This is a genomic window from Enterobacter sp. kpr-6 (assembly GCF_900116015.1).
GTDB lineage: Bacteria > Pseudomonadota > Gammaproteobacteria > Enterobacterales > Enterobacteriaceae > Enterobacter_D.
The window spans coordinates 102,688-127,729 of record NZ_FOYH01000008.1 but is presented as its reverse complement, the minus strand read 5'-3'; the positions used below and the strand labels follow the sequence as shown (position 1 = coordinate 127,729).

24 protein-coding genes are annotated in these 25,042 nt (G+C 56.8%); 16 read left to right on the top strand and 8 right to left on the bottom strand.

The features are described from left to right. The first annotated feature begins 24 nt into the window (after positions 1-24). On the top strand, positions 25-1,224 hold the full coding sequence (locus BM373_RS17420) for an MFS transporter (protein ID WP_090464217.1): 1,200 nt from the start codon (positions 25-27) through the stop codon (positions 1,222-1,224). Positions 1,225-1,235: 11 nt separating this feature from the next. Here BM373_RS17420 and BM373_RS17415 read toward each other — a convergent pair whose 3' ends face one another. Together BM373_RS17415 and BM373_RS17410 are read right to left on the bottom strand one after the other, a co-directional pair. Further along, the gene (locus BM373_RS17415; protein ID WP_090464214.1) at positions 1,236-1,793 is read right to left on the bottom strand and encodes a DcrB family lipoprotein; all 558 of its coding nucleotides are present in this window, start codon (positions 1,791-1,793) and stop codon (positions 1,236-1,238) included. A 72-nt stretch (positions 1,794-1,865) separates the two neighbouring features. Beyond that, entirely contained in the window at positions 1,866-2,531 is a 666-nt protein-coding gene (locus tag BM373_RS17410; protein ID WP_090464210.1) for a 7-cyano-7-deazaguanine/7-aminomethyl-7-deazaguanine transporter, read from the bottom strand. 167 nt (positions 2,532-2,698) lie between these two features. Between BM373_RS17410 and tusA the strand changes: the two genes are divergently transcribed. Next, positions 2,699-2,941 (top strand): sulfurtransferase TusA, encoded by a 243-nt coding sequence (gene tusA / locus BM373_RS17405; protein ID WP_090464207.1) that lies wholly within the window; start codon positions 2,699-2,701, stop codon positions 2,939-2,941. Between the two features lie 127 nt (positions 2,942-3,068). Here tusA and zntA read toward each other — a convergent pair whose 3' ends face one another. The 4 genes from zntA to rsmD all read right to left on the bottom strand — a co-directional run bounded on the left by zntA (position 3,069) and on the right by rsmD (position 6,963). After that, entirely contained in the window at positions 3,069-5,276 is a 2,208-nt protein-coding gene (zntA, locus tag BM373_RS17400; protein WP_090464204.1) for a Zn(II)/Cd(II)/Pb(II) translocating P-type ATPase ZntA, read from the bottom strand. Positions 5,277-5,348: 72 nt separating this feature from the next. Then, on the bottom strand, positions 5,349-5,975 hold the full coding sequence (locus BM373_RS17395) for a lysoplasmalogenase (protein WP_090464202.1): 627 nt from the start codon (positions 5,973-5,975) through the stop codon (positions 5,349-5,351). Positions 5,976-6,101: 126 nt separating this feature from the next. Further along, complete coding sequence (locus BM373_RS17390) at positions 6,102-6,377, bottom strand: DUF1145 family protein (protein ID WP_090464199.1); 276 nt, start codon at positions 6,375-6,377, stop codon at positions 6,102-6,104. Beyond that, positions 6,367-6,963 (bottom strand): 16S rRNA (guanine(966)-N(2))-methyltransferase, encoded by a 597-nt coding sequence (gene rsmD, locus BM373_RS17385; RefSeq protein WP_090464196.1) that lies wholly within the window; start codon positions 6,961-6,963, stop codon positions 6,367-6,369. Before rsmD ends, BM373_RS17390 begins: the two co-directional genes overlap by 11 nt. 204 nt (positions 6,964-7,167) lie before the next feature. On the opposite strand from rsmD, the gene ftsY reads away from it, so the two are divergent. The 6 genes from ftsY (at position 7,168) to BM373_RS17355 (ending at position 14,311) form a co-directional block, all read left to right on the top strand. Then, positions 7,168-8,616: a signal recognition particle-docking protein FtsY gene (gene ftsY, locus BM373_RS17380; RefSeq protein ID WP_090464193.1), complete on the top strand. Its 1,449-nt coding sequence runs from the start codon at positions 7,168-7,170 to the stop codon at positions 8,614-8,616. A gap of 2 nt (positions 8,617-8,618) precedes the next feature. Then, positions 8,619-9,287, top strand: a complete 669-nt coding sequence (gene ftsE / locus BM373_RS17375) for a cell division ATP-binding protein FtsE (RefSeq protein WP_090464190.1) — start codon at positions 8,619-8,621, stop codon at positions 9,285-9,287. Continuing rightward, on the top strand, positions 9,280-10,335 hold the full coding sequence (ftsX, locus tag BM373_RS17370) for a permease-like cell division protein FtsX (protein WP_090464187.1): 1,056 nt from the start codon (positions 9,280-9,282) through the stop codon (positions 10,333-10,335). Before ftsE ends, ftsX begins: the two co-directional genes overlap by 8 nt. A 266-nt stretch (positions 10,336-10,601) precedes the next feature. Beyond that, positions 10,602-11,456, top strand: a complete 855-nt coding sequence (rpoH, locus tag BM373_RS17365; RefSeq protein WP_090464185.1) for an RNA polymerase sigma factor RpoH — start codon at positions 10,602-10,604, stop codon at positions 11,454-11,456. Positions 11,457-11,676: 220 nt separating this feature from the next. Next, complete coding sequence (locus BM373_RS17360) at positions 11,677-12,942, top strand: 4-aminobutyrate--2-oxoglutarate transaminase (RefSeq protein ID WP_090464182.1); 1,266 nt, start codon at positions 11,677-11,679, stop codon at positions 12,940-12,942. 265 nt (positions 12,943-13,207) lie between these two features. Continuing rightward, positions 13,208-14,311 carry a branched-chain amino acid ABC transporter substrate-binding protein gene (locus BM373_RS17355; protein WP_143102677.1) on the top strand — a complete coding sequence of 368 codons (1,104 nt, stop codon included), beginning with the start codon at positions 13,208-13,210 and terminating at the stop codon, positions 14,309-14,311. A 105-nt stretch (positions 14,312-14,416) separates the two neighbouring features. On the opposite strand, the gene panM is transcribed toward BM373_RS17355, so the two are convergent. Continuing rightward, the gene (gene panM / locus BM373_RS17350; protein ID WP_090464176.1) at positions 14,417-14,800 is read right to left on the bottom strand and encodes an aspartate 1-decarboxylase autocleavage activator PanM; all 384 of its coding nucleotides are present in this window, start codon (positions 14,798-14,800) and stop codon (positions 14,417-14,419) included. Between the two features lie 480 nt (positions 14,801-15,280). On the opposite strand from panM, the gene livK reads away from it, so the two are divergent. The 5 genes from livK to livF are packed head-to-tail and all read left to right on the top strand — an operon-like array spanning position 15,281 to position 20,124. Continuing rightward, positions 15,281-16,390 carry a high-affinity branched-chain amino acid ABC transporter substrate-binding protein LivK gene (gene livK, locus BM373_RS17340; RefSeq protein WP_090464173.1) on the top strand — a complete coding sequence of 370 codons (1,110 nt, stop codon included), beginning with the start codon at positions 15,281-15,283 and terminating at the stop codon, positions 16,388-16,390. Positions 16,391-16,444: 54 nt separating this feature from the next. After that, on the top strand, positions 16,445-17,371 hold the full coding sequence (gene livH / locus BM373_RS17335; protein WP_090464170.1) for a high-affinity branched-chain amino acid ABC transporter permease LivH: 927 nt from the start codon (positions 16,445-16,447) through the stop codon (positions 17,369-17,371). Then, positions 17,368-18,645: a branched chain amino acid ABC transporter permease LivM gene (livM, locus tag BM373_RS17330; protein WP_090464167.1), complete on the top strand. Its 1,278-nt coding sequence runs from the start codon at positions 17,368-17,370 to the stop codon at positions 18,643-18,645. Before livH ends, livM begins: the two co-directional genes overlap by 4 nt. Further along, the gene (gene livG, locus BM373_RS17325; RefSeq protein ID WP_090464164.1) at positions 18,642-19,409 is read left to right on the top strand and encodes a high-affinity branched-chain amino acid ABC transporter ATP-binding protein LivG; all 768 of its coding nucleotides are present in this window, start codon (positions 18,642-18,644) and stop codon (positions 19,407-19,409) included. Before livM ends, livG begins: the two co-directional genes overlap by 4 nt. Before the next feature lies 1 nt (position 19,410). After that, a complete protein-coding gene (gene livF / locus BM373_RS17320) occupies positions 19,411-20,124 on the top strand; it encodes a high-affinity branched-chain amino acid ABC transporter ATP-binding protein LivF (RefSeq protein ID WP_090464162.1) in 714 nt (237 codons plus the stop codon). Positions 20,125-20,210: 86 nt separating this feature from the next. On the opposite strand, the gene BM373_RS17315 is transcribed toward livF, so the two are convergent. Then, positions 20,211-21,623, bottom strand: a complete 1,413-nt coding sequence (locus BM373_RS17315) for a DUF1996 domain-containing protein (protein ID WP_090464159.1) — start codon at positions 21,621-21,623, stop codon at positions 20,211-20,213. 250 nt (positions 21,624-21,873) lie between these two features. Here BM373_RS17315 and ugpB point away from each other — a divergent pair, with 250 nt between their 5' ends. The 3 genes from ugpB (at position 21,874) to ugpE (ending at position 25,042) form a co-directional block, all read left to right on the top strand. Next, positions 21,874-23,190 (top strand): sn-glycerol-3-phosphate ABC transporter substrate-binding protein UgpB, encoded by a 1,317-nt coding sequence (gene ugpB / locus BM373_RS17310; protein ID WP_090464157.1) that lies wholly within the window; start codon positions 21,874-21,876, stop codon positions 23,188-23,190. A gap of 122 nt (positions 23,191-23,312) precedes the next feature. Continuing rightward, complete coding sequence (ugpA, locus tag BM373_RS17305; protein ID WP_090464154.1) at positions 23,313-24,200, top strand: sn-glycerol-3-phosphate ABC transporter permease UgpA; 888 nt, start codon at positions 23,313-23,315, stop codon at positions 24,198-24,200. Then, positions 24,197-25,042, top strand: coding sequence for a sn-glycerol-3-phosphate ABC transporter permease UgpE (ugpE, locus tag BM373_RS17300; protein WP_090464152.1), 846 nt, complete (start codon positions 24,197-24,199; stop codon positions 25,040-25,042). Before ugpA ends, ugpE begins: the two co-directional genes overlap by 4 nt.

Sequence of the window (25,042 nt, the reverse complement as noted above, 5' to 3'; positions counted from 1 at the left end):
GTTGTAAAAAATCCGGTGATCTCCATGCCCCAACCTGCTGCCGAACCGGCGCTAAGCGGATTGCGCCTCAATCTGCGCATTATTTCTGTCGTGATCTTTAATTTTGCCAGCTACCTGACCATTGGTTTACCGCTGGCGGTGCTGCCGGGCTATGTCCATGATGTGATGGGATTTAGCGCCTTCTGGGCCGGACTTGTGATTAGTCTGCAATATTTCGCCACGCTGTTAAGCCGTCCGCACGCCGGACGTTTTGCCGATCTGCTTGGCCCCAAAAAAATCGTGATCTTTGGTTTATGCGGCTGCGTGCTGAGCGGCGCGGGCTATTTCCTCGCGGGTATGACCAGCGGTTTGCCGGTTATCAGTCTGCTGTTGCTCTGTCTGGGGCGCGTGATCCTTGGCGTCGGGCAGAGTTTTGCCGGTACCGGCTCGACGCTCTGGGGCGTGGGCGTTGTCGGCTCATTGCACATCGGCAAGGTGATTTCATGGAACGGGATTGCGTCTTACGGCGCGATGGCGCTCGGAGCGCCGCTCGGCGTGATGTGCTACCACTATGCGGGCCTGACCGGTCTTGCCACATTGATTATGGCGGTTGCGATTATCGCGCTGCTGTTTGCGTTCACGCGCCCGACGGTCAGCGTCAGCAAAGGCAAGCCGCTGCCATTTCGCGCGGTGCTCGGACGCGTCTGGCTGTACGGCATGGCGCTGGCACTGGGATCGGCCGGGTTTGGCGTTATCGCCACCTTTATCACCCTGTTTTACGATGCCAAAGGGTGGGACGGCGCGGCGTTTGCGCTGACATTATTTAGCTGCGCCTTCGTCGGTACCCGGCTGTTTTTCCCGAATACCGTGAACCGCGTCGGCGGTCTGAACGTGGCGATGGTGTGCTTCGTGGTGGAAACCGTCGGGCTGATTCTGGTGGGGCTGGCAGGAGAACCCTGGATGGCAAAACTGGGCGTACTGCTGGCGGGTGCTGGCTTCTCGCTGGTCTTCCCGGCGCTCGGCGTGGTGGCGGTTAAAGCGGTACCGCAGCAAAACCAGGGCGCGGCGCTGGCTACCTATACCGTGTTTATGGATCTGTCGCTCGGCGTGACGGGACCGGCTGCCGGGCTGCTCATGGCCTGGGCGGGCGTACCGGTGATTTATCTGGCGGCGGCGGGACTGGTGGCGGTGGCGCTATTGCTGGCGTGGCGGCTAAAAAAACGGCCTCCGATGGAGGCCGTTTAATCGCAGTAAAATTAATTCACAACGATAGTATTGATGATGTTCTCAGCGGCAGTTTGCGCCTGCTGCTGATTCTCGGCAGGCAGCGTCACCTGGAACGTCAGCAATTTATTATCCACTTTACCCAGCACCACAGAAGACCACGCGGTCTGGCCTTTGGCAGAGATAATGCTGTCTAACTGCTGCAGCGTGTGACCTTTCACTTCGATGGATTTATTAGTCACCACCTGAAGCTGCGGATCGCGGCTACGCTGTTGATCTTCCAGACGCTTAGTCAGCACGGAGAGATCTTCGTTAGTGGCATCGCCCACAATCACAATCACTGCTTTCTGGCCGGTGGCATCAGAGTAAACGTGCATGTTGTTGGACTGCGTTCCCAGTTTGCCGCTCTGATCGGTCATGTCTGCAGGGAGGGAAAACGTCAGTTTGCCGTCCAGCAGCGAAACCGGCTGGCCGGTAGCGTTGCTTTCAGCTGAAGCACCCTGGACAGGCGTTTTCGTGTCGTTGTTATCACAGGCCGCCAGCCCCATCACCAGCAGGCCAATACCGACATATTTAACCAGATTGCGCATTGACTTCTTCCTTTCGATAAACGGCCAAAACGGCTCATTCGTCCATCTTATCACAAGTTAAGAGGCGTACCTTTAACTGGTCTGCAACATGGAAATTTCAGATTTGTCTGCCAGTCTTTTCAGACACATATTGAGCAATACACCATACATCGGCAGGAAAAAGATAAGGCTGATGAGCACCTTAAAGGTGTAGTCAACCAGCGCAATTTCCATCCAGTGTTGTGCCATAAATGCATCCGGGCTGCGCCAGAAAGCGATAAAGAAGAAGGCGATGGTGTCGGAGGCGTTACCAAAGATGGTGGAAACCGTCGGAGCCAGCCACCAGCGGCGGTTCTGGCGCAGACGGTTAAAGACGCGCACGTCAAGAATCTGCCCGAGCGTGTAGGCCATAAAACTGGCAACGGCGATACGGGCGACGAACAGGTTGAAATGCGCGAGCGCTCCAAAACCCTGCCAGCTTCCCATATAGAACAGCGACGAAATGATGTACGAAACGACCAGCGCCGGGATCATTACCGCAAAAATAATGCGTCGCGCCAGCGGTGCGCCAAAAATACGCACGGTCAAATCGGTAGCCAGGAAGATAAACGGGAAGCTGAATGCGCCCCAGGTGGTGTGGAAACCGAAAACAGAGATCGGCAACTGCACCAGGTAGTTACTGGAGGTGATCACCAGCAAATGGAATAGCGATAGCCAGAACAACGCTTTTACGCGCTGTGATTGAGAGAACGACGTCATATTGTGACCTTTTTAGTGGTTGGGGTGAGGGAACCCAATGAAAACCGCAGCATGATACTGCGTTAAGGAGCCATTGCAATGGTTAATTTTAACGCAATCGTTAACCTGTCTTGCGTCACAAAAAAGGCGGGGTAAACTAAGCCGGTTTTTGACTCTGTGAGATACCCATGACCGATCTCTTTTCCAGCCCTGACCACACGCTTGATGCTCAGGGGCTGCGCTGCCCGGAACCTGTGATGATGGTGCGTAAAACCGTGCGCACGATGCAAAGTGGCGAGACGCTACTGATTGTGGCGGACGATCCGGCCACAACCCGCGATATCCCTGGCTTTTGTACTTTTATGGAACATGAGTTGCTGGCGCAGGATACGGCGGCGCTGCCGTACCGGTATTTGCTGAGGAAGGGGTAGTTTTTCACCCTCACCCTAAGATTGAGAGCCCCTCACCCTAACCCTCTCCCGGTGGGAGAGGGGACAGATCGAGCGCGGACTGGCTTTTCCCCCTCTCCTTTGGGGAGAGGGCCGGGGTGAGGGGACACTAACCCCGTCCCTTCCGCAACAACCGCAGCGCATTCGCCGTCACCAGCACCGTCGCACCCGTATCCGCCAGCACTGCCAGCCACAGCCCGGTCATCCCCAGTAGCGTCGTCACCAGGAAAATCGCCTTTAGCCCCAGTGCCATCGCGATGTTCTGGCGGATATTGGCGTGGGTGGCGCGGGCAATAACGATCATCTGTACCAGCCCGCTCAGACGGTTATGCGTCAGCGCTGCGTCGGCGGTTTCCAGGGCCACATCGGTGCCGCCGCCCATCGCGATGCCGATAGTGGCCGCTTTCATCGCCGGTGCATCATTAATGCCGTCACCCACCATCGCCAGCGGAGCGCGGGCATTGCGCGCCGTCACCGCCTGCACTTTATCAGCGGGCAGTAATTCGGCCTGAAATGCCAGTCCCAGGCGGCTGGCAATCGCCGCTGCCGCGCGTGGGTTGTCACCGGTGAGGATCACGCCCTCTATTCCCAGGTTTTTGAGTGCGTCCACTGCGTCGCGGGCGTCGTTGCGCAGGGTATCGCGCAGCGCCAGTGTGCCGATAAGTTCACCCGCACGCACCACTGCAATCACCGTCTGGCCCTGAGATTCCTGCTCCTGAATCTGTAAACGTACAGCGTTATGAAGCAGGCCCGGCGGAAGTTTTTCCGGGGCGCTGATAAGCACCGACTGGCCGTCAATATGCGCCTCAATCCCGCGGCCCGACAGCGTGCGCTGCGTTTGCGCGACGGGAAGCGTCAGCCCACGCTGTGCCGCTGCCTCAACCACGGCCTGGGCCAGCGGATGCGTGGAACCCTGCTCAACCGCCGCTGCCAGCGCCAGCAACGTCTCTTCGCTGCCGCTAAAAGGATTGATTGCCGTCACCTGCGGTTTCCCCACCGTCAGGGTGCCGGTTTTATCAAAAGCGATTTGCGTGACACGCCCAAGCTGCTCCAGCGCCGCGCCGCCTTTGATCAGCGCCCCGCGGCGCGCCGCCGCCGCAAGGCCGGAGGTAATGGCCGCAGGCGTGGAGATCACCAGCGCACAAGGGCAACCAATCAGTAGCAGCGTCAGCCCCTTGTAGATCCACTCCGCCCACGCCGCGTTCAGCAGCAGCGGCGGTAGCACCGCGACCAGCAGCGCGACGGCCATGATGACGGGGGTATAAATGCGGCTGAAGCGATCGATAAAACGCTCAATCGGCGCGCGGCGCTCCTCGGCTTCTTCAATTAGTTTCAGGATGCGGTCGATGGCGCTGTCGCCGGGACGGGAAACCACTTCCAGCGTCACCAGCCGGTCTACGCTGGTGGCACCCGCCGGAACATTTTCACCCGCATGACGTTCCACCGGCACCGATTCGCCGGTCAGGGCGCTCTCATCGAAGCTGGCAAATTCTGATATCAGCCTGCCATCCGCCGGTAAACGCCCGCCCGCCGCCACTTCGATGGTGTCGCCAGGTTGCAGGTCGCGGATCGCCACCGTTTCGCGCGCGCCCTCGCGCAGCCGGGTGGCGGTTTCTGGTTTAAGCGCGATCAGCGCACTCACCCCCTGACGTGCCCGGCTGGCGGCCCAGCCCTCAAGACGTTCGCCAATTAAAAACAGCAGCAGCACCATCGCTGCCTCGGCGGTCGCGCCAATAAACAGCGCGCCGATAGCGGCCACGCTCATCAGGGTTTCAATGGCGAACCAACTGCCGCTTTTGATCAGGCGCAGCGCCTGGCGGGCGATGGGGAACAGGCCCACCAGCGTGGTGGCGATAAACGCCAGTTGTCCAAAGGGGTGATTGAACTGCTCAAGCGTCCAGCTCAGGGCCATCATCAGAATTAATGTCAGCAGCGGCAGATTTTCCCGCAGGCGTGAGGGGGCTGGTGCATCCGCATGTTCATCGCGAAGCTGGTAACCCGCATTCTGTACGGCTTTTTCTATTTGCGCGCGCACGTCCTGTCCGGCGTCGACAATCAGCCTCTCGGTGGCAAACGTCACCTGCACCTGACTGACGCCCGCCACCTGGCGCACGGCGGTTTCCACTTTGCGTGCGCAGGCAGCGCAGTCCATCCCGGATACCTGCCACGAATAGCGGAGGCCCTGCGGTTGTTCATTGAGTTCCGGGGCTGGCTCGCAGGCATTATCGCAGCCGCAGCTCCCGGTTTCCGGCGTGAGCGGGCGCAGCTTCATGGCGGCAAATTGCGGGGCTTTTTTATCCGATGGGCGGGGCGTCATGACATCCTCCGGGAATGATAATTTTCTCATTACCCGGAGGATACACTCTGGAGTCCACTCCAGAGTCAAGGGTTATATGTACAGCGATCGCACGATCAGGAAGTGTCCGGCGAAGTAGCAGGCGGCAGAAATGGCGTTATCGGCGCGGAAGCGGCGGCGGTAATGGCTACCCAGCCAGACGATATTGCCGATCAGCAGCAGGAGCGCGCCGACAAAGGCCGACAGCGCAGGCGCGGTTGGACGGAAGAACCACAGTTCGCCCGCCAGCCAGACTATTACCAGCGTCATGGCAATAAAGGTGCAAATCGGCCAGCGCAACTCGTCGAGCCGCGTCCAGATCACTGCCAGCAAGAGCGCGCCAATGACCAGCAGCGCCAGCGGCAGCGGCCAGAAAAACGACAGCGTCATCTGGCTGGCAAAATAAATGGTATACAGCAGGTGCGCGAGGAAAAACGCGCCGATGGCATACAGCAGGCGCTGACGCGGCAGCAGGGTGAGCGCATCGCCCACCAGAGAAGCGCACAGCCCGGCCAGCACTAAGTAGCTGACGGCGTTAAACATCGGCGCTTGCCAGGCCAGCAGAAGAAGAAGCAGTAAGGTGACGGGTTTAAATACCCAGCGTTGCCAGGCCGGTCCCCGGTAAGACGCGTCCACATACAGCCACGCAGAAAAACAAACAGCGATAAACGACCAAAGCATCTTAATTCCTTGAATTCGTTATTGTTGCGCGGGCATTACGCCCACAGCCCTGCTAACAAGTGTAGTGGTCGCGGCGGCCTTATGACAACGCATGTTCGGTCTGTCTGCGCGGGTTTCCGCATTTTCTTAACGTTGACTGGTTTTTTTCAGCCGCTTTAACCACACCAGCAGTTCGAAAACGCCAAACAGGAAAATGCGCCACTGCTCGGCAGCGGTCATCTGCGGGCCGTCTTTGGGCAGGGCGGTTTTCATCATCACCATTTGCAGCGCATGCATGAAGGCGGTGAACACCAGCGCGACGTTAACAAAAATGTTCATCGGGCGCGGGAAGGGGTGGATCAGATTCAGGATAAGAAACGCCCACACGCACAGCATGAGTAAGCGCCCCAGATTAATCAGCATTGTGCTCTCCTTGAGCGGTTCGGTGATACAAGCGGTAGGCGACCTGGCCGGCGACCTTTTCCCGGTGCAAATCCCAGTGCAGCGGCACCGGTGGCAGACCATTTTCGACTTCACTTTCTACATAGATTAGCGCGTCATCCGCCAGCCAGCCGTTATCTTCAAGCAGACGCAGGGTGTCATCGAGAAGGCCTTTGCGAAACGGCGGATCGACAAAAACGATATCATGCGGCGTTCCGGGCTGGTTAAGGAACGTCAGGGTATTGGTATTGACGACTTTGGCGTTCGCGGCCTTCAGCGTCGCCAGATTTTGCTGCAACTGCTGCGCCACGCCGCGTTCCATCTCGATAAGCGTCGCTGCACTGGCGTAGCGGGAGAGCGCTTCCAGCCCCAGCGCGCCGCTGCCTGCAAAGCAGTCGAGACAACGGGCGCTGACCATCGACGGGGCCAGCCAGTTGAACAACGTTTCACGCACGCGATCCGTGGTCGGGCGCAGGCCAGGGCTATCAGGAACCGGTAATTTACGGCCGCGCCATTGTCCGCCAATAATTCGAATCTGGCCGCTGGCGGCACGGGTGGGTTTTTTCATAGTGAAAGCTCTGGTCACAAATTTAGGCCGCTATTTTAGCGATGTGAGGCGCGCTCTGAAACCTTAATCCTCAGGCGGTGCTGTGCTGTAAGGAAAGTGTTAGACTAACGAACGACTTATCATTACATCTTACTCATTTTTCAGCCCCCTGTTTGCGACAATGCGGGCTGCGCCATGAATTAACCGCGAGGAGTGTAGTCGCAAATGGCAAAAGAGAAAAAACGTGGCTTGTTCTCCTGGTTAGGCTTTGGTCAGAAGGACGAGCCGCAGGAAGCAGTACCAGAACAGAAAATTGAAGCGCAGCCTGTTGTTGACGAACAGGTCGAAGAACAGCGAGCTGAAGAACCGTTAGTTGAAGAACAGGTTGCAGAAACGCCTGCGCAGCCGCACACGGAAACAGAGTCCGAGGCTTTTGCAGAGCAGGTGGTCGAGGTCACGGAGCAGGTTGCCGCCCGCGAAGCACCGGAGATCGTTGCTGAACCAGAACCAGAACCAGAACCTGAACCGGAAGCTGTTGTTCTGCATGAAGAACTGCCGCAGGCCGAAGAAGTACAACCTTCTGAAGCCGAGCCTGAAGAGTGGCTTCAGGAGCAGGAAGACGCCGCGTTAACGGATGAAGAGTTAGAAGCCGCAGCCCTGGCCGCAGAACCCGTAGAAACAGAAGAACCGGTTGAGACGATCGTTGAAGAAGACGTTATCGCCGCCGCGCAGCCTGAGCAGGAAAAACCCACCAAAGAGGGCTTTTTCGCGCGCTTAAAACGCAGCCTGCTGAAAACGAAAGAAAATCTCGGTTCCGGATTTATCAGTCTTTTCCGTGGCAAGAAAATTGATGATGATCTGTTTGAAGAGCTGGAAGAGCAGCTTCTGATTGCCGATGTGGGCGTGGAAACCACGCGCAAAATCATCGCTAACCTGACGGAAAGTGCAAGCCGCAAACAGCTTCGTGATGCCGAAGCCCTGTACGGTCTGTTAAAAGACGAGATGGGCGGCATTCTGGCGAAAGTTGAAGAGCCGCTGAATGTTGAAGGCAAAATACCTTTTGTTATTCTGATGGTCGGCGTTAACGGCGTGGGTAAGACCACGACGATTGGTAAGCTGGCGCGTCAGTTTGAACAGCAGGGTAAATCGGTAATGCTGGCGGCAGGTGATACCTTCCGTGCGGCGGCGGTTGAGCAGCTTCAGGTCTGGGGCCAGCGCAATAATATTCCGGTCATCGCGCAGCATACGGGTGCGGATTCCGCCTCGGTGATTTTCGATGCGATTCAGGCTGCAAAATCACGCAAAGCGGATGTCTTAATCGCTGATACCGCCGGGCGTTTGCAGAATAAAGCGCACCTGATGGAAGAGCTTAAGAAAATTGTTCGCGTGATGAAAAAGCTGGATGTGGATGCGCCTCACGAAGTGATGCTGACCATCGACGCCAGCACCGGGCAGAATGCGATTAGCCAGGCCAAACTGTTCCATGAAGCCGTGGGTTTGACGGGGATTACCCTGACCAAACTCGACGGTACGGCTAAAGGCGGGGTGATTTTCTCGGTGGCTGACCAGTTTGGTATTCCTATCCGCTACATTGGGACAGGCGAGCGTATAGAGGACTTACGTCCGTTTAATGCGGGCGATTTTATAGAGGCACTTTTTGCCCGAGAGGATTAACAATGATTCGCTTTGAACATGTCAGCAAGGCCTATCTCGGTGGGAGACAAGCGTTGCAGGGAGTGACTTTTCACCTGCAACCGGGCGAGATGGCGTTTCTGACCGGCCACTCTGGTGCCGGGAAAAGTACGCTGTTAAAGCTTATCTGTGGGATTGAACGGCCCAGCGCCGGGAAAATTTGGTTTGGCGGCCACGATATTAGCCGTCTTAAAAACCGCGAAGTGCCGTTTTTGCGTCGGCAGATCGGCATGATTTTCCAGGATCACCATCTGTTAATGGACAGAACGGTGTTCGACAACGTGGCGATCCCGCTGATTATTGCGGGTGCCAGCAGTGAAGATATTCGTCGCCGCGTGTCGGCGGCACTGGATAAAGTCGGGCTGCTCGACAAAGCGAAAAACTTTCCGATCCAGCTCTCCGGCGGGGAGCAACAGCGGGTGGGGATCGCCCGCGCGGTGGTCAACAAGCCTGCGGTACTGCTGGCGGATGAGCCAACCGGTAACCTGGATGATGCGCTCTCCGAAGGGATTTTGCGCCTGTTCGAAGAGTTTAACCGCGTGGGCGTCACCGTGCTGATGGCGACGCACGACATTGGACTGATTTCGCGTCGCTCATACCGCATGCTGAGTCTGAGCGACGGCCATTTGCATGGAGGCCAGACGGGTGAATAAACGCGATGCAGTAAACCAAATCCGCCAGTTCGGCAGCAAGTTCGACCGCTTCCGTAAACCGGGCGCATCGGGCGGCGGCAATCGCGGCTCATCCGGTCGCAGCAAAACGCCGCCGAAACCCGGTTCGCGTAAATCCAACGTTTTTAATGAGCAGATGCGCTACGCCTGGCAGGGCGCGTTGCAGGATCTGAAAAGCAAACCGCTGGCGACCTTCCTGACGGTGATGGTTATTGCCATCTCCCTGACGCTGCCCAGCGTCTGCTATATGGTTTACAAAAACGTTCACGAAGCTTCGACGCAGTATTATCCGTCGCCGCAGATCACCGTTTATTTCGATAAAGCGCTGGATGATAACGCGGCACAGCAGGTGGTCGGGCAGTTGCAGGCCGAGCAGGGCGTCGAGAAAGTGAATTACCTCTCGCGCGACGAGGCGCTGGGCGAGTTCCGCAACTGGTCTGGCTTTGGCGGTGCGCTGGATATGCTCGAAGAAAACCCGCTGCCTGCGGTGGCGGTCGTGGTGCCGAAGCTGGATTTCCAGAATACCGACTCGCTGAACACGCTTCGCGACAGAATTTCGCGGGTGAACGGCATTGATGAAGTGCGTATGGACGATAGCTGGTTTGCTCGCCTGGCGGCGCTTACCGGGCTGGTGGGACGCGTCTCGGCAATGATTGGCGTGCTGATGGTTGCCGCCGTTTTCCTCGTCATCGGTAACAGCGTGCGGCTGAGCATTTTTGCCCGCCGCGACACCATCAATGTGCAGAAACTCATTGGCGCAACGGATGGTTTTATCCTGCGACCGTTTCTTTACGGCGGCGCACTTCTCGGCTTCACCGGGGCGTTTTTATCGCTGATCCTGTCTGAAATTCTGGTGATGCGTTTGTCATCGGCTGTGACGGAAGTGGCGAAGATCTTCGGCACCCAGTTTGAGCTAAGTGGCCTGTCGTTTGACGAGTGTTTACTGCTGCTGCTGGTGTGCTCAATGATCGGCTGGCTGGCGGCGTGGCTCGCTACTGTGCAACATTTACGTCACTTTACCCCCGACTAAAAATTCTCTGATATACTCTTTCCCTGCTGCACTGGATGTCCTTGCAGGGAAAGAGTCCCTGTTATCTCTTTTTCCTGCTCATGCTTTTTTTCATGGTTATGTCACAATTTGTGCGTAATTTATTCACAACGTTGCATGGAACTTGTGGATAAAATCACTGTCTGATAAAAGTGTGAATGATATTCTCGTTGCTCATATGCACTGGCATGTTTGTTGCCTGATGGGGACAAACCGCCGCCAGCACGAAGTCGATTGAGAGGATTTGAATGACCAAAGAAATGCAAAATTTAGCTTTAGCCCCTGTTGGTAACCTGGAATCCTATATCCGGGCCGCTAACGCATGGCCGATGTTAACGGCTGATGAAGAAAAGGAGCTGGCTGAAAAGCTGCATTACCAGGGCTCACTGGAAGCAGCTAAAACGCTGATCCTGTCTCACCTGCGCTTTGTTGTTCATATTGCTCGTAACTATTCGGGCTATGGCCTGCCGCAGGCTGACCTGATTCAGGAAGGTAATATCGGCCTGATGAAAGCCGTGCGCCGCTTCAATCCGGAAGTGGGTGTGCGTCTGGTGTCGTTCGCCGTACACTGGATCAAAGCTGAAATTCACGAATACGTTCTGCGTAACTGGCGTATTGTGAAAGTCGCGACCACGAAAGCGCAACGTAAGTTGTTCTTTAACCTGCGTAAAGCGAAGCAGCGTCTGGGTTGGTTCAACCAGGACGAAGTGGAAATGGTTGCTCGCGAGCTGGGCGTTTCCAGCAAAGATGTCCGTGAAATGGAATCGCGCATGGCTGCGCAGGACATGACGTTTGATCTGTCCCCGGACGATGAGTCCGACAGCCAGCCGATGGCACCTGTTCTTTATCTTCAGGATAAAACATCTAACTTTGCCGACGGCATTGAAGATGATAACTGGGAAGAGCAGGCGGCAAACCGTCTGACCGATGCGATGCAGGGTCTGGACGAACGTAGCCAGGCGATCATTCGCGCCCGCTGGCTGGACGAAGACAACAAGTCCACTTTGCAGGAACTGGCCGACCGTTATGGCGTCTCCGCCGAGCGTGTACGTCAGCTTGAAAAGAACGCCATGAAGAAACTGCGCGCGGCTATCGAAGCGTAAGTTGTCCTGACATCCCCCTCACTGTTCGGTTTTTCCCTCTTTCTGCAAGAGAGGACCGGAGTGAGGGGAGATCCTCCCTGCTATACCTTCCCTGATATACCTCCATCACACTCTCAAAACTGCCTCCTCAATTATTCCCATCTGTCACTCGAATAAAAATCGCCTTATGCCATATTGGTTATACAGCGGGTGAATATGAATCAATGACGGGGAGACGATAATGAATAATAAAGAATTAAACGAACGCCGTTTGCAGGCGACGCCGCGTGGCATCGGCGTGATGTGTGATTTTTATGCCGACAAAGCCGAAAACGCCACGCTGTGGGACGTGGAAGGCAACGAGGTGATCGACTTTGCCGCCGGGATCGCGGTACTCAACACCGGCCATCGTCACCCGAAAGTGATGGCGGCGGTGGAAAAGCAACTGCACGCCTTCACTCACACCGCCTACCAGATTGTGCCCTACGCGGGTTACGTTGAACTGGCTGAAAAAATTAACGCCCGCGTGCCCATCGAAGGCCCCGCTAAAACCGCCTTTTTCTCCACCGGGGCGGAAGCGGTGGAAAACGCCGTCAAAATTGCCCGTGCTTACACTAAACGTCCGGGACTCATCACCTTCGGCGGCGGTTTTCATGGCCGCACCTACATGACCATGGCGCTGACCGGCAAAGTTGCACCGTACAAAATCGGTTTCGGCCCCTTCCCTGGCTCCATTTTCCACGCCCAGTACCCGAATGCGCTGCACGACGTATCGACGGCGGACGCCTTAAAAAGTCTGGAGCGCATTTTTAAAGCTGATATCGCCCCGGATCAGGTGGCGGCGATTGTGCTGGAGCCGGTGCAGGGCGAGGGCGGTTTTGTCGTCGCACCGGATGATTTCATGCAGGCGCTGCGCAAACTTTGCGACACCCATGGCATCCTGCTGATCGCCGATGAAGTGCAGACCGGTTTTGCCCGCACCGGCAAACTGTTTGCCATGGAGCATCACAGCGTGAAGCCCGATTTGATCACCATGGCGAAAAGTCTGGCGGGCGGTCTGCCGCTTTCGGCGGTGTCCGGGCGTGCCGAAGTGATGGATGCCCCCGCACCGGGCGGTCTGGGCGGTACCTATGCCGGTAACCCGCTGGCGATCGCCTCGGCGCTGGCGGTGCTTGAGGTCATTGAAGAAGAAAATCTCTGCGAGCGCGCCGCGCATCTGGGCAAGCATCTGGTCGACGTGCTGAACAAAGCCAAAGCTGACTGCCCGCAGATTGCCGATATCCGCGCGCTCGGTTCGATGGTGGCCGTGGAATTTGCCGATCCGCAGACGGGTGAACCGTCGCCGGAATTCACCCGCCAGGTGCAGGCGCGGGCGCTGGAAGCCGGTTTGCTGCTGTTAAGCTGCGGCGTGTATGGCAACGTGATCCGCTTCCTCTACCCGCTCACCATCCCGGAAGCGCAGTTCCGTCGTGCGCTGGACATTATTTCCTCGTCCCTGACCCAATAATACCCGCCCGGCGGCTGACGCTTGCCGGGCCTTTTTATTTCCCTCTCAGCATCACATTTTCACTATCTGTCTGTTATCTGCTCAGCAAAAATGTTGTTCCAAATTCTGAAAAATGGGGTATGTTTTAGCAGAGTATGCTGTTAAGACACGAGCAGTCTGCCATCAAACAACGATCATATGCTTCGCTTATGGCTGTAAGCAAAATAATGTGTCACACAAAAACATCACAACAAATGCAATCACCATAACAATGGGGAATCTCAGGATGAAAATGAAGGGTAAAGCGTTACTGGCAGGATGTATTGCGCTGGCAATGAGCAACATGGCTTTCGCTAAGGATATTAAAGTTGCGGTCGTCGGTGCGATGTCCGGTCCGGTTGCGCAGTATGGTGACCAGGAATTTACCGGTGCTAAGCAGGCGATTGACGACATCAACGCCAAAGGCGGTATCAAGGGCGACAAACTGGTTGCGGTTCAGTACGACGATGCCTGTGACCCGAAACAAGCGGTAGCGGTAGCCAACAAAGTGGTTAACGATGGCATCAAATATGTTATCGGCCACCTGTGCTCCTCCTCCACGCAGCCTGCGTCTGACATCTACGAAGACGAAGGCATTCTGATGATCACCCCTGCGGCAACCGCCCCGGAACTGACCGCACGTGGCTACAACCTGATCCTGCGTACCACCGGTCTTGACTCTGACCAGGGCCCGACCGCAGCCAAATACATTCTGAACACCGTGAAGCCGCAGCGCATCGCTGTTATTCACGACAAACAGCAGTATGGTGAAGGCCTGGCGCGCGCCGTGCAGGACAGCCTGAAAAAAGGCAATGCCAACGTGGTGTTCTTTGACGGTATCACCGCGGGCGAAAAAGATTTCTCCACCCTGGTGGCGCGTCTGAAGAAAGAAAATATCGATTTCGTTTACTACGGTGGCTACCACCCGGAAATGGGCCAGATCCTGCGTCAGGCGCGTGCAGCCGGTCTGAAAACCCAGTTTATGGGCCCGGAAGGCGTGGCGAACGTTTCCCTGTCTAACATTGCGGGTGAATCAGCGGAAGGTATGCTGGTGACCAAGCCGAAGAACTACGATCAGGTTCCGGCGAACAAACCGATTGTGGACGCGATCAAAGGCAAGAAACAGGATCCAAGTGGCGCATTCGTCTGGACCACCTACGCCGCACTGCAATCTCTGAAAGCGGGTCTGGAGCAGTCTGACGATCCGGCTGAAATTGCCAAATACCTGAAAGCTAACTCTGTGGATACCGTGATGGGCCCGCTGAGCTGGGACGAGAAGGGCGATCTGAAAGGCTTTGAGTTCGGCGTGTTCACCTGGCATGCAGACGGCACAGCGACAGACGCGAAGTAATTCGTTTTCCCCCTCACCCTAACCCTCTCCCGCCGGGAGAGGGGACAGAGCCTGCACAATCTCGCCTTTCACCCTCTCCCCTGGGGAGAGGGCCGGGGTGAGGGGTTAGCGCTTCTGCCAGCCAGTTATTTCTGCCGTAAATCCCACTTCCTGCATAAACGCATCCATCGCCGCGCGATCCTCCACGCCAATATCCGACATCCACCAGTTGGTGATTTCCGGATGTGCGCGTAACACCTCTTCGAGCAGATAACGTCCCACACCCCGGCGGCGGGTAACGTCACGCACGCGCAGGGAATCCAGTGCGCCGTCGTGACCGCTGATGGTCACGCGTACCGCGCCCAGCAAACGTTCATTAAAACGGGCGGCATAAATACGGTGGGTATCGTCGACGTTCAACGAGGAAGGGGAATACTCCGGCCAGATCTTACTGAAATCGATGTGATCCTGGTCGCTAAAAGTGGTCAGACGGATGATGGTCAGTTTCATTCACTGCTTGTCCGTGTCTTTAAAGAGAGGGGCCAGTGTAACCAATTTTTTCAGGCAGGGGCTTTCACTTTTTGAATCAATTCATCAGGTGATTACTTTTGCTGCGGGCGCAGAAGCAGTTTTATCCATCGGGGATCGAAAAATAAGCAGTATTTTAACCTGAAAGGTAGTGATTTATTCCGCTCTTTGTACCATTATTTTATGCTGATATCGGGACTTTTTTTGTTTATCTCTGGATAAATACAGAATATTATCTGTGCTTAATAGCCTGAAAAATAGGGATTTTAGCGAGGTTTTTGGTAAAAAGCTGCGCTAAACCATTAAAGGCACAGGTAAAAATAGCATTGTACATTAAAAGTACAGCGTGCTTTTTAACCGTAATAAAACAAAATATACACAACAATTATAAGTTGCCCCGATGTTATTCATCGCAGGCAACCTGAAGTGTAGATACGACATCACGAATGGGGATTTCCAGTTATGAAAAGGAACGCGAAGACGTTGATCGCGGGGATGATCGCACTGGCTATTTCGCACACAGCAACGGCGGCAGACATTAAAGTCGCGGTTGTGGGCGCAATGTCCGGCCCGGTCGCCCAGTGGGGGGATATGGAATTCAACGGTGCGCGTCAGGCCATTAAAGATATCAATGCCAAAGGCGGTATCAAAGGCGACAAACTGGTCGCCGTGGAATATGACGACGCCTGCGACCCGAAACAGGCCGTGGCGGTTGCCAACAAAATCGTTAATGACGGCATTCAGTATGTTATTGGTCATCTTTGCTCATCATCGACCCAGCCCGCGTCCGACATTTACGAAGACGAAGGCATTCTGATGATTTCGCCGGGTGCCACCAATCCTGAACTGACGCAGCGCGGCTATCAGTACATCATGCGCACCGCCGGGCTGGACTCTTCACAGGGCCCGACCGCCGCGAAATACATTCTGCAAACAGTTAAACCGCAGCGTATCGCTATCGTCCACGACAAACAGCAATACGGTGAAGGCCTCGCGCGTTCCGTGCAGGACGGCCTGAAAGCCGGTGGCGCGAATGTGGTTTTCTTTGACGGCATCACCGCCGGAGAAAAAGATTTCTCCGCGCTGCTGGCCCGTCTGCAAAAAGAAAATATCGACTTCGTGTACTACGGTGGTTATTACCCGGAAATGGGGCAGATGCTGCGCCAGGCGCGCGCCAACGGTCTGAAGATCCAGTTTATGGGACCGGAAGGCGTGGGTAACGCGTCGCTGTCCAACATCGCAGGTGATGCGGGCGAAGGTATGCTGGTGACGATGCCAAAACGCTATGACCAGGAGCCGGGCAACAGCGCTATCGTGAACGCGCTCAAAGCTGATAAAAAAGATCCGACCGGACCTTACGTGTGGATCACCTATGCCGCCGTGCAGTCGCTGGCGACAGCGCTGGAACGTACCGGCAGCGACGAACCGCTTGCGCTGGTCAAAGATTTAAAAGCTAACGGAGCTAAAACCGTGATTGGGCCGCTGAACTGGGATGATAAAGGCGATCTGAAGGGATTTGAATTTGGCGTCTTCCAATGGCACGCCGATGGTTCGTCCTCCGTGGCGAAATAACTGTCATCCCGCTCTCCGGGCGCAACGTCCGGAGGGTTATAAGAAGGTTAAGTTATGTCTGAGCAGTTTCTCTATTTCGTGCAGCAGATGTTTAACGGCGTGACGCTGGGAAGCACCTACGCGCTTATCGCCATCGGTTACACCATGGTGTACGGCATTATCGGCATGATCAACTTCGCCCACGGCGAGGTGTATATGATCGGCAGTTATGTCTCCTTTATGATCATCGCCGCGCTGATGATGATGGGCATCGACAGTAGCTGGCTGCTGGTGGGTGCCGGATTCGTCGGAGCCATTGTGATCGCCAGCGCCTACGGCTGGAGCATCGAACGGGTCGCTTACCGCCCGGTGCGCAGCTCCAAGCGCCTGATCGCGCTGATCTCCGCCATCGGGATGTCCATCTTCCTGCAAAACTACGTCAGCCTGACCGAAGGTTCGCGCGACGTGGCGCTGCCAAGCCTGTTTAACGGCCAGTGGGTCGTCGGCAGCAGCGAAAACTTCTCTGCCTCGATTACCACCATGCAGCTTGTGATCTGGATTGTGACCTTCGTGGCGATGCTGGCGCTGACCCTGTTCATCCGTTACTCCCGCATGGGCCGCGCCTGTCGCGCCTGTGCAGAAGATCTGAAAATGGCCAGTCTGCTCGGCATTAACACCGACCGCGTGATCGCCCTGACCTTTGTGATCGGTGCGGCGATGGCGGCGGTAGCGGGCGTGCTGCTCGGCCAGTTCTACGGCGTCATCAACCCGTACATCGGCTTTATGGCCGGGATGAAAGCCTTTACCGCAGCGGTACTGGGCGGCATCGGCAGTATTCCGGGGGCGATGATCGGCGGGCTGATTCTGGGCGTTGCAGAAGCGCTCTCCTCCGCGTATCTGAGTACCGAATATAAAGATGTGGTGTCGTTTGCGTTACTGATTGGGGTACTGCTGGTAATGCCTACCGGTATTCTGGGCCGCCCGGAGGTAGAAAAAGTATGAAACCGATGCATTTTGCGATGGCGCTGCTTTCAGCCGCCATGTTCTTCGTGCTCGCGGGCGTGTTTATGGGCGTTCAGCTTCAGTTGAGCGGCACCAAACTGGTGGTGGGTCATGCGGCGGATATCCGCTGGCAGTGGGTCTTTGTCGGCACCGCCGTAGTGTTTTTCTTCCAGTTGCTGCGTCCGGTGTTCCAGAAAAGCCTGAAGAGCGTTTCCGGGCCGAAGTTTGTCCTGCCCGCGATTGACGGCTCAACGGTAAAACAGAAGCTGTTCCTGCTGGCGTTGCTGGTGCTGGCGGTGGCCTGGCCGTTTATGGTGTCGCGCGGCACGGTGGATATCGCCACCCTGACCATGATTTACATCATTCTCGGTCTGGGTCTTAACGTGGTGGTCGGGCTGTCCGGCCTGCTGGTGCTCGGCTACGGCGGCTTCTATGCCATCGGCGCGTACACCTTTGCGCTGCTGAACCACTATTACGGCCTCGGTTTCTGGACCTGTCTGCCGCTGGCAGGCCTGGTGTCTGCCGCTGCCGGTTTCCTGCTGGGCTTCCCGGTGCTGCGCCTGCGCGGTGACTATCTGGCGATTGTGACCTTAGGTTTCGGTGAAATTGTGCGTATTCTGCTGCTCAACAACACCGAAGTGACCGGCGGGCCGAACGGCATCAGCCAGATCCCCAAACCGACGCTGTTTGGCCTGGAATTCAGCCGTACCGCACGCGAAGGCGGCTGGGATACCTTCAGCAACTTCTTTAATGTGAAATACGATCCCAGCGACCGCGTGGTATTCCTCTACCTGGTGGCGCTGTTACTGGTGGTCTTCAGCCTGTTTGTCATTAACCGTCTGCTGCGTATGCCGCTGGGCCGCGCGTGGGAAGCCCTGCGTGAAGATGAGATCGCCTGCCGTTCGCTGGGCCTGAACCCGACGCGCATCAAACTGACCGCGTTTACCATCAGCGCCGCGTTTGCTGGTTTCGCCGGCACGCTGTTTGCCGCGCGCCAGGGCTTTGTCAGCCCGGAATCCTTCACCTTTGCCGAGTCTGCGTTTGTACTGGCCATTGTGGTGTTAGGCGGCATGGGCTCGCAGTTTGCCGTGATCCTCGCCGCTATTCTGCTGGTGGTGTCACGCGAACTGATGCGTGATTTCAACGAATACAGCATGTTGATGCTGGGTGGTTTGATGGTACTGATGATGATCTGGCGTCCGCAGGGCTTGCTGCCGATGACCCGTCCGCAGTTGAAACTGAAAAACGGGCAAGCGAAAGGAGAGCAAGCATGAGTCAGCCATTATTGTCTGTTAACGGCCTGATGATGCGCTTTGGCGGTCTGCTGGCGGTTAACAACGTGTCGCTGGATTTACATCCGCAGGAGATCGTCTCGCTGATCGGGCCGAACGGCGCGGGCAAGACCACGGTGTTCAACTGCCTGACCGGTTTTTACAAGCCGACGGGCGGCACTATCATGCTGCGCGATCAGCATCTCGAAGGGCTGCCGGGCCAGCAAATCGCCCGCATGGGCGTGGTGCGTACTTTCCAGCACGTGCGCCTGTTCCGTGAAATGACGGTGATTGAAAACCTGCTGGTGGCGCAACATCAGCAACTGAAAACCGGGGTGTTCTCAGGTCTTCTGAAAACGCCGGGTTTCCGTCGCGCGCAAAGTGAAGCGCTGGACAGAGCCGCCACCTGGCTTGACCGCATTGGCCTGCTGCCACACGCCAACCGTCAGGCGAGCAACCTCGCGTATGGCGATCAGCGTCGTCTGGAGATTGCCCGCTGCATGGTGACGCAGCCGGAAATCTTAATGCTCGACGAGCCCGCTGCGGGCCTGAACCCGAAAGAAACCAAAGAGCTGGACGAGCTGATCGTCGAGCTGCGCAGCCATCACAACACCACGATTTTGCTGATTGAGCACGATATGAAGCTGGTGATGGGCATTTCTGACCGGATCTACGTGGTGAACCAGGGCACGCCGCTGGCAAACGGCACGCCGGAGCAAATTCGTAATAACCCGGATGTGATCCGCGCGTATCTGGGTGAGGCATAAGATGGAAAAAGTCATGTTGTCCTTTGACAAAGTTAGCGCCCACTACGGCAAAATCCAGGCGCTGCACGACGTGAGCCTGACCATCAACCAGGGTGAAATCGTCACCCTGATTGGCGCGAACGGCGCAGGCAAAACCACGCTGCTCGGTACGCTGTGCGGCGATCCCCGTGCCACCAGCGGGCGGATTGTGTTCGACGGTAAAGACATTACCGACTGGCAGACGGCGAAAATCATGCGTGAAGCGGTCGCCATCGTGCCGGAAGGCCGTCGCGTTTTCTCGCGCATGACGGTGGAAGAGAACCTGGCGATGGGCGGTTTCTTTGCCGACCGCGATCAGTTCCAGACCCGCATCAAATGGGTTTACGAACTGTTCCCGCGTCTGCACGAGCGCCGCATTCAGCGCGCGGGCACCATGTCCGGCGGTGAACAGCAGATGCTGGCGATTGGCCGCGCGTTAATGAGCCAGCCGCGCCTGCTGCTGCTCGACGAACCGTCGCTGGGCCTTGCGCCAATCATTATCCAGCAGATTTTCGACACCATCGAACAACTGCGTAAAGAAGGCATGACCATTTTCCTCGTTGAGCAGAACGCGAACCAGGCGCTGAAACTCGCGGATCGCGGCTACGTGCTGGAAAACGGCCATGTGGTGCTGGAAGACACCGGTGATGCATTGCTGGCGAATGAAGCGGTAAGAAGCGCGTATCTGGGCGGGTAACGTTTTACCCTCATCCCGGCCTTCTCCCTGAGGGAGAAGGGGAAAACATTCCCTCTCCCGGCGGGAGAGGGTTAGGGTAAGGGGGATCACGGCACTGGCGTGTGCCGCATCCCTTTCACCAGCAGCAGGGGCGGGGTCGTACTTTTCGTCCCGGCAAACGCAAACTCGCGTCCCTGGCGCTCGCCGCCGATATAAAACGACACCGTTTTTTTGCCCAGCGCCGCCTGCTGGCGCACATATCTATCCACATCAAAATAGATCGTTCCCGGCGTGCTGCCGTGGCGTAGCGTACCGACGTCGGTGTACACCACCTGCGGGCGATTTTTCCAGTTCACCCGGTCCGCCTGCCAGTCGTCGCTGACGGCATAGACGTGCAGGATGCGCGTCGCCGTGTCGGTGACGTTGCTACCGTACAGCCGCACGCTGTATTTAAACAGCGCTGCATCTTCCGGCGGCTGTTTATCCGGCAGCGGCGGGATGGTGAATTTCAGCAACGCCAGCTTCTGTGGATGCGCATCGCGTCCGGGCGGAGTCCAGTTATCCTCAATGTAAACCTGCGATTCGCCACCGTGCGTCGCCTGCGGATTGTCGCTGTCAACGTAGCTGCTCTCCTGCGCCACGCTCATGCTGTACGGCACGTTCAGCCCGCACTGCATGGCGAGATTCAGGCAGTGGTCAGTCATAAACCGCGCGCCGTCCACCGTCCAGCCGTTCATAAAATCGGCGTGGGCGGTATACAGGCTGCCCCATTTTTCGATCCGCTTACCATTAACAATATCGGGGTCCATCGACAGCTGGATTTTGCGGGTGTCGAGGCTTTTCAGGTCCGGGAAAACCCAGGCGATATTCATATTCACCGTCGGGATCTTCACCGGGAAATCCGCCGGGCAATGATTATTCACTGCGTAGGTGCCGTTCGGATGGCCGCGCGACGGCTTCAGATTTTTGCCATCCCAGCAGTTGGGAAAGCGCAGGCCGATATTGAACTGCACCGGACCGCCGGGCGAGCGCGGCCCGCAAATGCGGCCCATTTTATTGAAATAGCCGTTGCCGCCCGCGCAGAAAAAGTTGATCTGTTTCGGGGGCGTGCTGCCGTGGTGATCGCCCGCCAGTAGCTCCAGCCCCGCCGGGAACGGCTGCACGGGGTTGTACGCCACATCATCGGCCTGGTAATAGGTCTTCTGGTACGCCGGAGAGACGATCCGGCCATCGGGCAGTTTCATTGTCGGGGCCCAGTACGCCGACGCGTCTGCTTTATTGTCGCAGGTGGTGTGCGGTTTCTCCTGCAACGTGGCGTAACGGGATACCGCGTCGGTGTGGGTGTTGCCGAAAAAATCATGCAGCATCGCCATGCCGGGCATCCCTGGCATCATGATGGCGTCATCGCCTGCGGTATGGTGATAGCTACACACCACGTTGACCTGACCTTCGGCGGCCTGCGCGCCAGCCGTGCCTGCGACCAGCAGGATGGCGGCGAAAAGTGTGCGTCGTGTATTCATGGCTCCTCCTGTGAGTAAGGCGCGATTTTTAACACGCCCTGCCAGCACCGACGCCATCACGACTTCTCAGTCGCCCTCACTTTGCCCTGGTGGGGGCGCTGACTGTCATCACCTGTACATCACGCCATCACGTTCGCGTCACAGTTGTGTAACACAACGGTTATTTTTCTGTCATTCGCGCATGTCATGTTACCTCGCGAGCACAAAACGCGTGATATCGCGCATCCGGCACAACAAGAGAGATAACCGAATGACTTCGTTACGACATACAGCTTTAGGACTGGCGGTAAGCCTGGCATTTGCAGGTCAGGCGATGGCAGCGACGACCATCCCGTTCTGGCACTCTATGGAAGGGGAGTTAGGCAAAGAAGTTGAATCCCTGGCGCAACGTTTTAATGACACTCATCCTGATTACAAAATTGTGCCGGTGTACAAAGGCAACTACGAGCAGAGCCTGAGCGCGGGCATCGCGGCCTTCCGTACCGGCAACGCGCCTGCTCTGTTACAGGTTTATGAAGTCGGCACCGCGACCATGATGGCTTCCAAAGCGATCAAACCGGTCTATGAAGTGTTCAGCGATGCGGGCATCAAGTTTGATGAGAGCCAGTTCGTGCCGACCGTTTCCGGTTATTACACTGACTCCAAAACCGGTCACCTGCTGTCACAGCCGTTTAACAGCTCCACACCGGTGCTCTATTACAACAAAGACGCCTTCAAAAAAGCCGGTTTAGACCCGGAGCAGCCGCCGAAAACCTGGCAGGATCTGGCTGCCTACACCGCCAAACTGAAAGCAGCGGGCATGAAGTGCGGCTACGCCAGCGGCTGGCAGGGCTGGATCCAGATTGAAAACTTCAGCGCCTGGCACGGTCTGCCGGTCGCCACTAAAAACAACGGCTTTGACGGTACCGACGCGGTTCTGGAGTTCAACAAGCCGGAGCAGGTGAAGCACATCGCGCTGTTGCAGGATCTGAACAAGAAGGGCGATTTCAGCTACTTCGGGCGTAAAGATGAGTCCACCGAGAAGTTCTACAACGGTGATTGCGCGATCACCACCGCCTCTTCCGGTTCGCTGGCTGATATCCGCCATTACGCCAAATTCAACTACGGCGTGGGCATGATGCCGTACGACGCCGATGTGAAAGGCGCGCCGCAGAACGCCATTATCGGCGGGGCGAGCCTGTGGGTGATGCAGGGTAAAGACAAGCCGACTTACACCGGCGTGGCGCAGTTCCTCGAATTCCTCGCGAAGCCGGAGAACGCCGCCGAATGGCATCAGAAAACGGGCTACCTGCCGATCACCAAAGCCGCGTATGACCTGACGCGCGAGCAGGGCTTCTACGACAAAAACCCGGGTGCGGATATTGCGACGCGCCAGATGCTGAACAAGCCGCCGTTGCCGTTCACCAAAGGGCTGCGTCTGGGCAACATGCCGCAGATCCGTACCATTGTGGATGAGGAGCTGGAGAGCGTGTGGACCGGCAAGAAAACCCCGCAGCAGGCGCTGGATTCAGCGGTTGAGCGTGGTAATCAACTGCTGCGCCGTTTTGAGCAGTCCACGAAGTCTTAATCTTTTATCCTCCCCCTCACCCTAACCCTCTCCCCACGGGAGAGGGGACAGATCGAGCGCGGATTCGCCCCTCTCCCTGAGGGAGAGGGCCGGGGTGAGTGGGCACAACCTTGAGTAACGCTATGTCCTCATCCCGTCCGGTGTTCCACTCGCGCTGGCTGCCCTATCTTTTGGTCGCGCCGCAACTGGTTATCACTGTCATTTTCTTTATCTGGCCTGCGGGCGAAGCGCTGTGGTACTCCGTGCAAAGCGTCGATCCCTTTGGGCTCTCCAGCCAGTTTGTCGGCATGGACAATTTTATCGCCCTGTTTCACGACAGCTATTACCTCGACTCCTTCTGGACGACGATAAAATTCAGCGCGCTGGTCACATTCTGGGGCCTGTTAAGCTCGCTCTTTTTTGCCGCGCTGGTGGATTACGTGATCCGTGCCAGCCGTCTCTACCAGACCCTGATGCTGCTGCCGTATGCCGTGGCACCGGCCATCGCCGCCGTGCTGTGGATCTTCTTATTCAACCCCGGTCGCGGTCTGTTGACGCACGTACTGGAGTCGTTTGGCTACAACTGGAACCACGCACAGAACAGCGGCCAGGCGATGTTCCTTGTGGTCTTCGCCTCGGTCTGGAAGCAGATCAGCTACAACTTCCTGTTCTTCTTTGCCGCGCTGCAATCGATCCCGCGCTCGCTGGCTGAAGCCGCCGCCATTGACGGAGCCGGACCGGTACGCCGCTTCTTTAAGCTGTCGCTGCCGCTGATCGCCCCGGTGAGTTTCTTCCTGCTGGTGGTCAATCTGGTGTACGCCTTCTTCGACACCTTCCCGGTGATCGACGCCGCCACCGCAGGCGGCCCGGTGCAGGCCACCACCACGCTTATCTATAAAATTTACCGCGAAGGGTTTGCCGGGCTGGATCTTTCCGCCTCCGCCGCGCAGTCGGTGGTGCTGATGCTGCTGGTCATTGGGCTCACCGTCGTGCAGTTCCGCTACGTGGAAAGTAAGGTGCGCTACCAATGATTGAGAACCGCCCTGGGCTGACCCTCTTCAGCCACGTGATGTTGATTCTGGGGATCGCCGCGATCCTCTTCCCGCTGTACGTGGCGTTTGTGGCGGCGACGCTGGATAACCGCCAGGTGTTTGAAACGCCGATGACGCTGATCCCCGGCAGCCACCTGATTGAAAACATGCGCACCATCTGGCGCGAAGGCGTTGGCGTGAACAGCGCGCCGTTCGGCCTGATGCTGCTGAACAGCTTCATCATGGCGTTCAGCATTACGGTCGGCAAAATCGTGGTGTCGATGCTGTCGGCGTTTGCCATCGTCTGGTTTCGCTTCCCGCTGCGTAACCTGTTCTTCTGGATGATTTTCATCACCCTGATGCTGCCGGTGGAAGTGCGTATTTTCCCGACCGTTGAGGTGATCGCCAACCTGAAGATGCTCGACAGCTACACCGGTCTGACGCTGCCGCTGATGGCATCGGCCACCGCCACCTTTTTGTTCCGCCAGTTCTTTATGACGCTGCCGGACGAGCTGGTAGAAGCCGCGCGCATTGACGGCGCGTCACCGATGCGCTTTTTCCGCGACATCGTGCTGCCGCTGTCAAAAACCAATCTGGCGGCGCTGTTTGTGATCACCTTTATCTACGGCTGGAACCAGTATCTGTGGCCGCTGCTGATTGTCAGTGACGTTAACCTGGGCACCGCCGTGGCGGGCATTAAGGGCATGATCGCCACCGGCGAAGGCACTACCCAGTGGAATCACGTGATGGCAGCCATGCTGCTGACCCTCATCCCCCCGGTCGTTATTGTTTTAGCCATGCAGCGTGCGTTTGTGCGTGGCTTAGTGGACAGTGAGAAATAA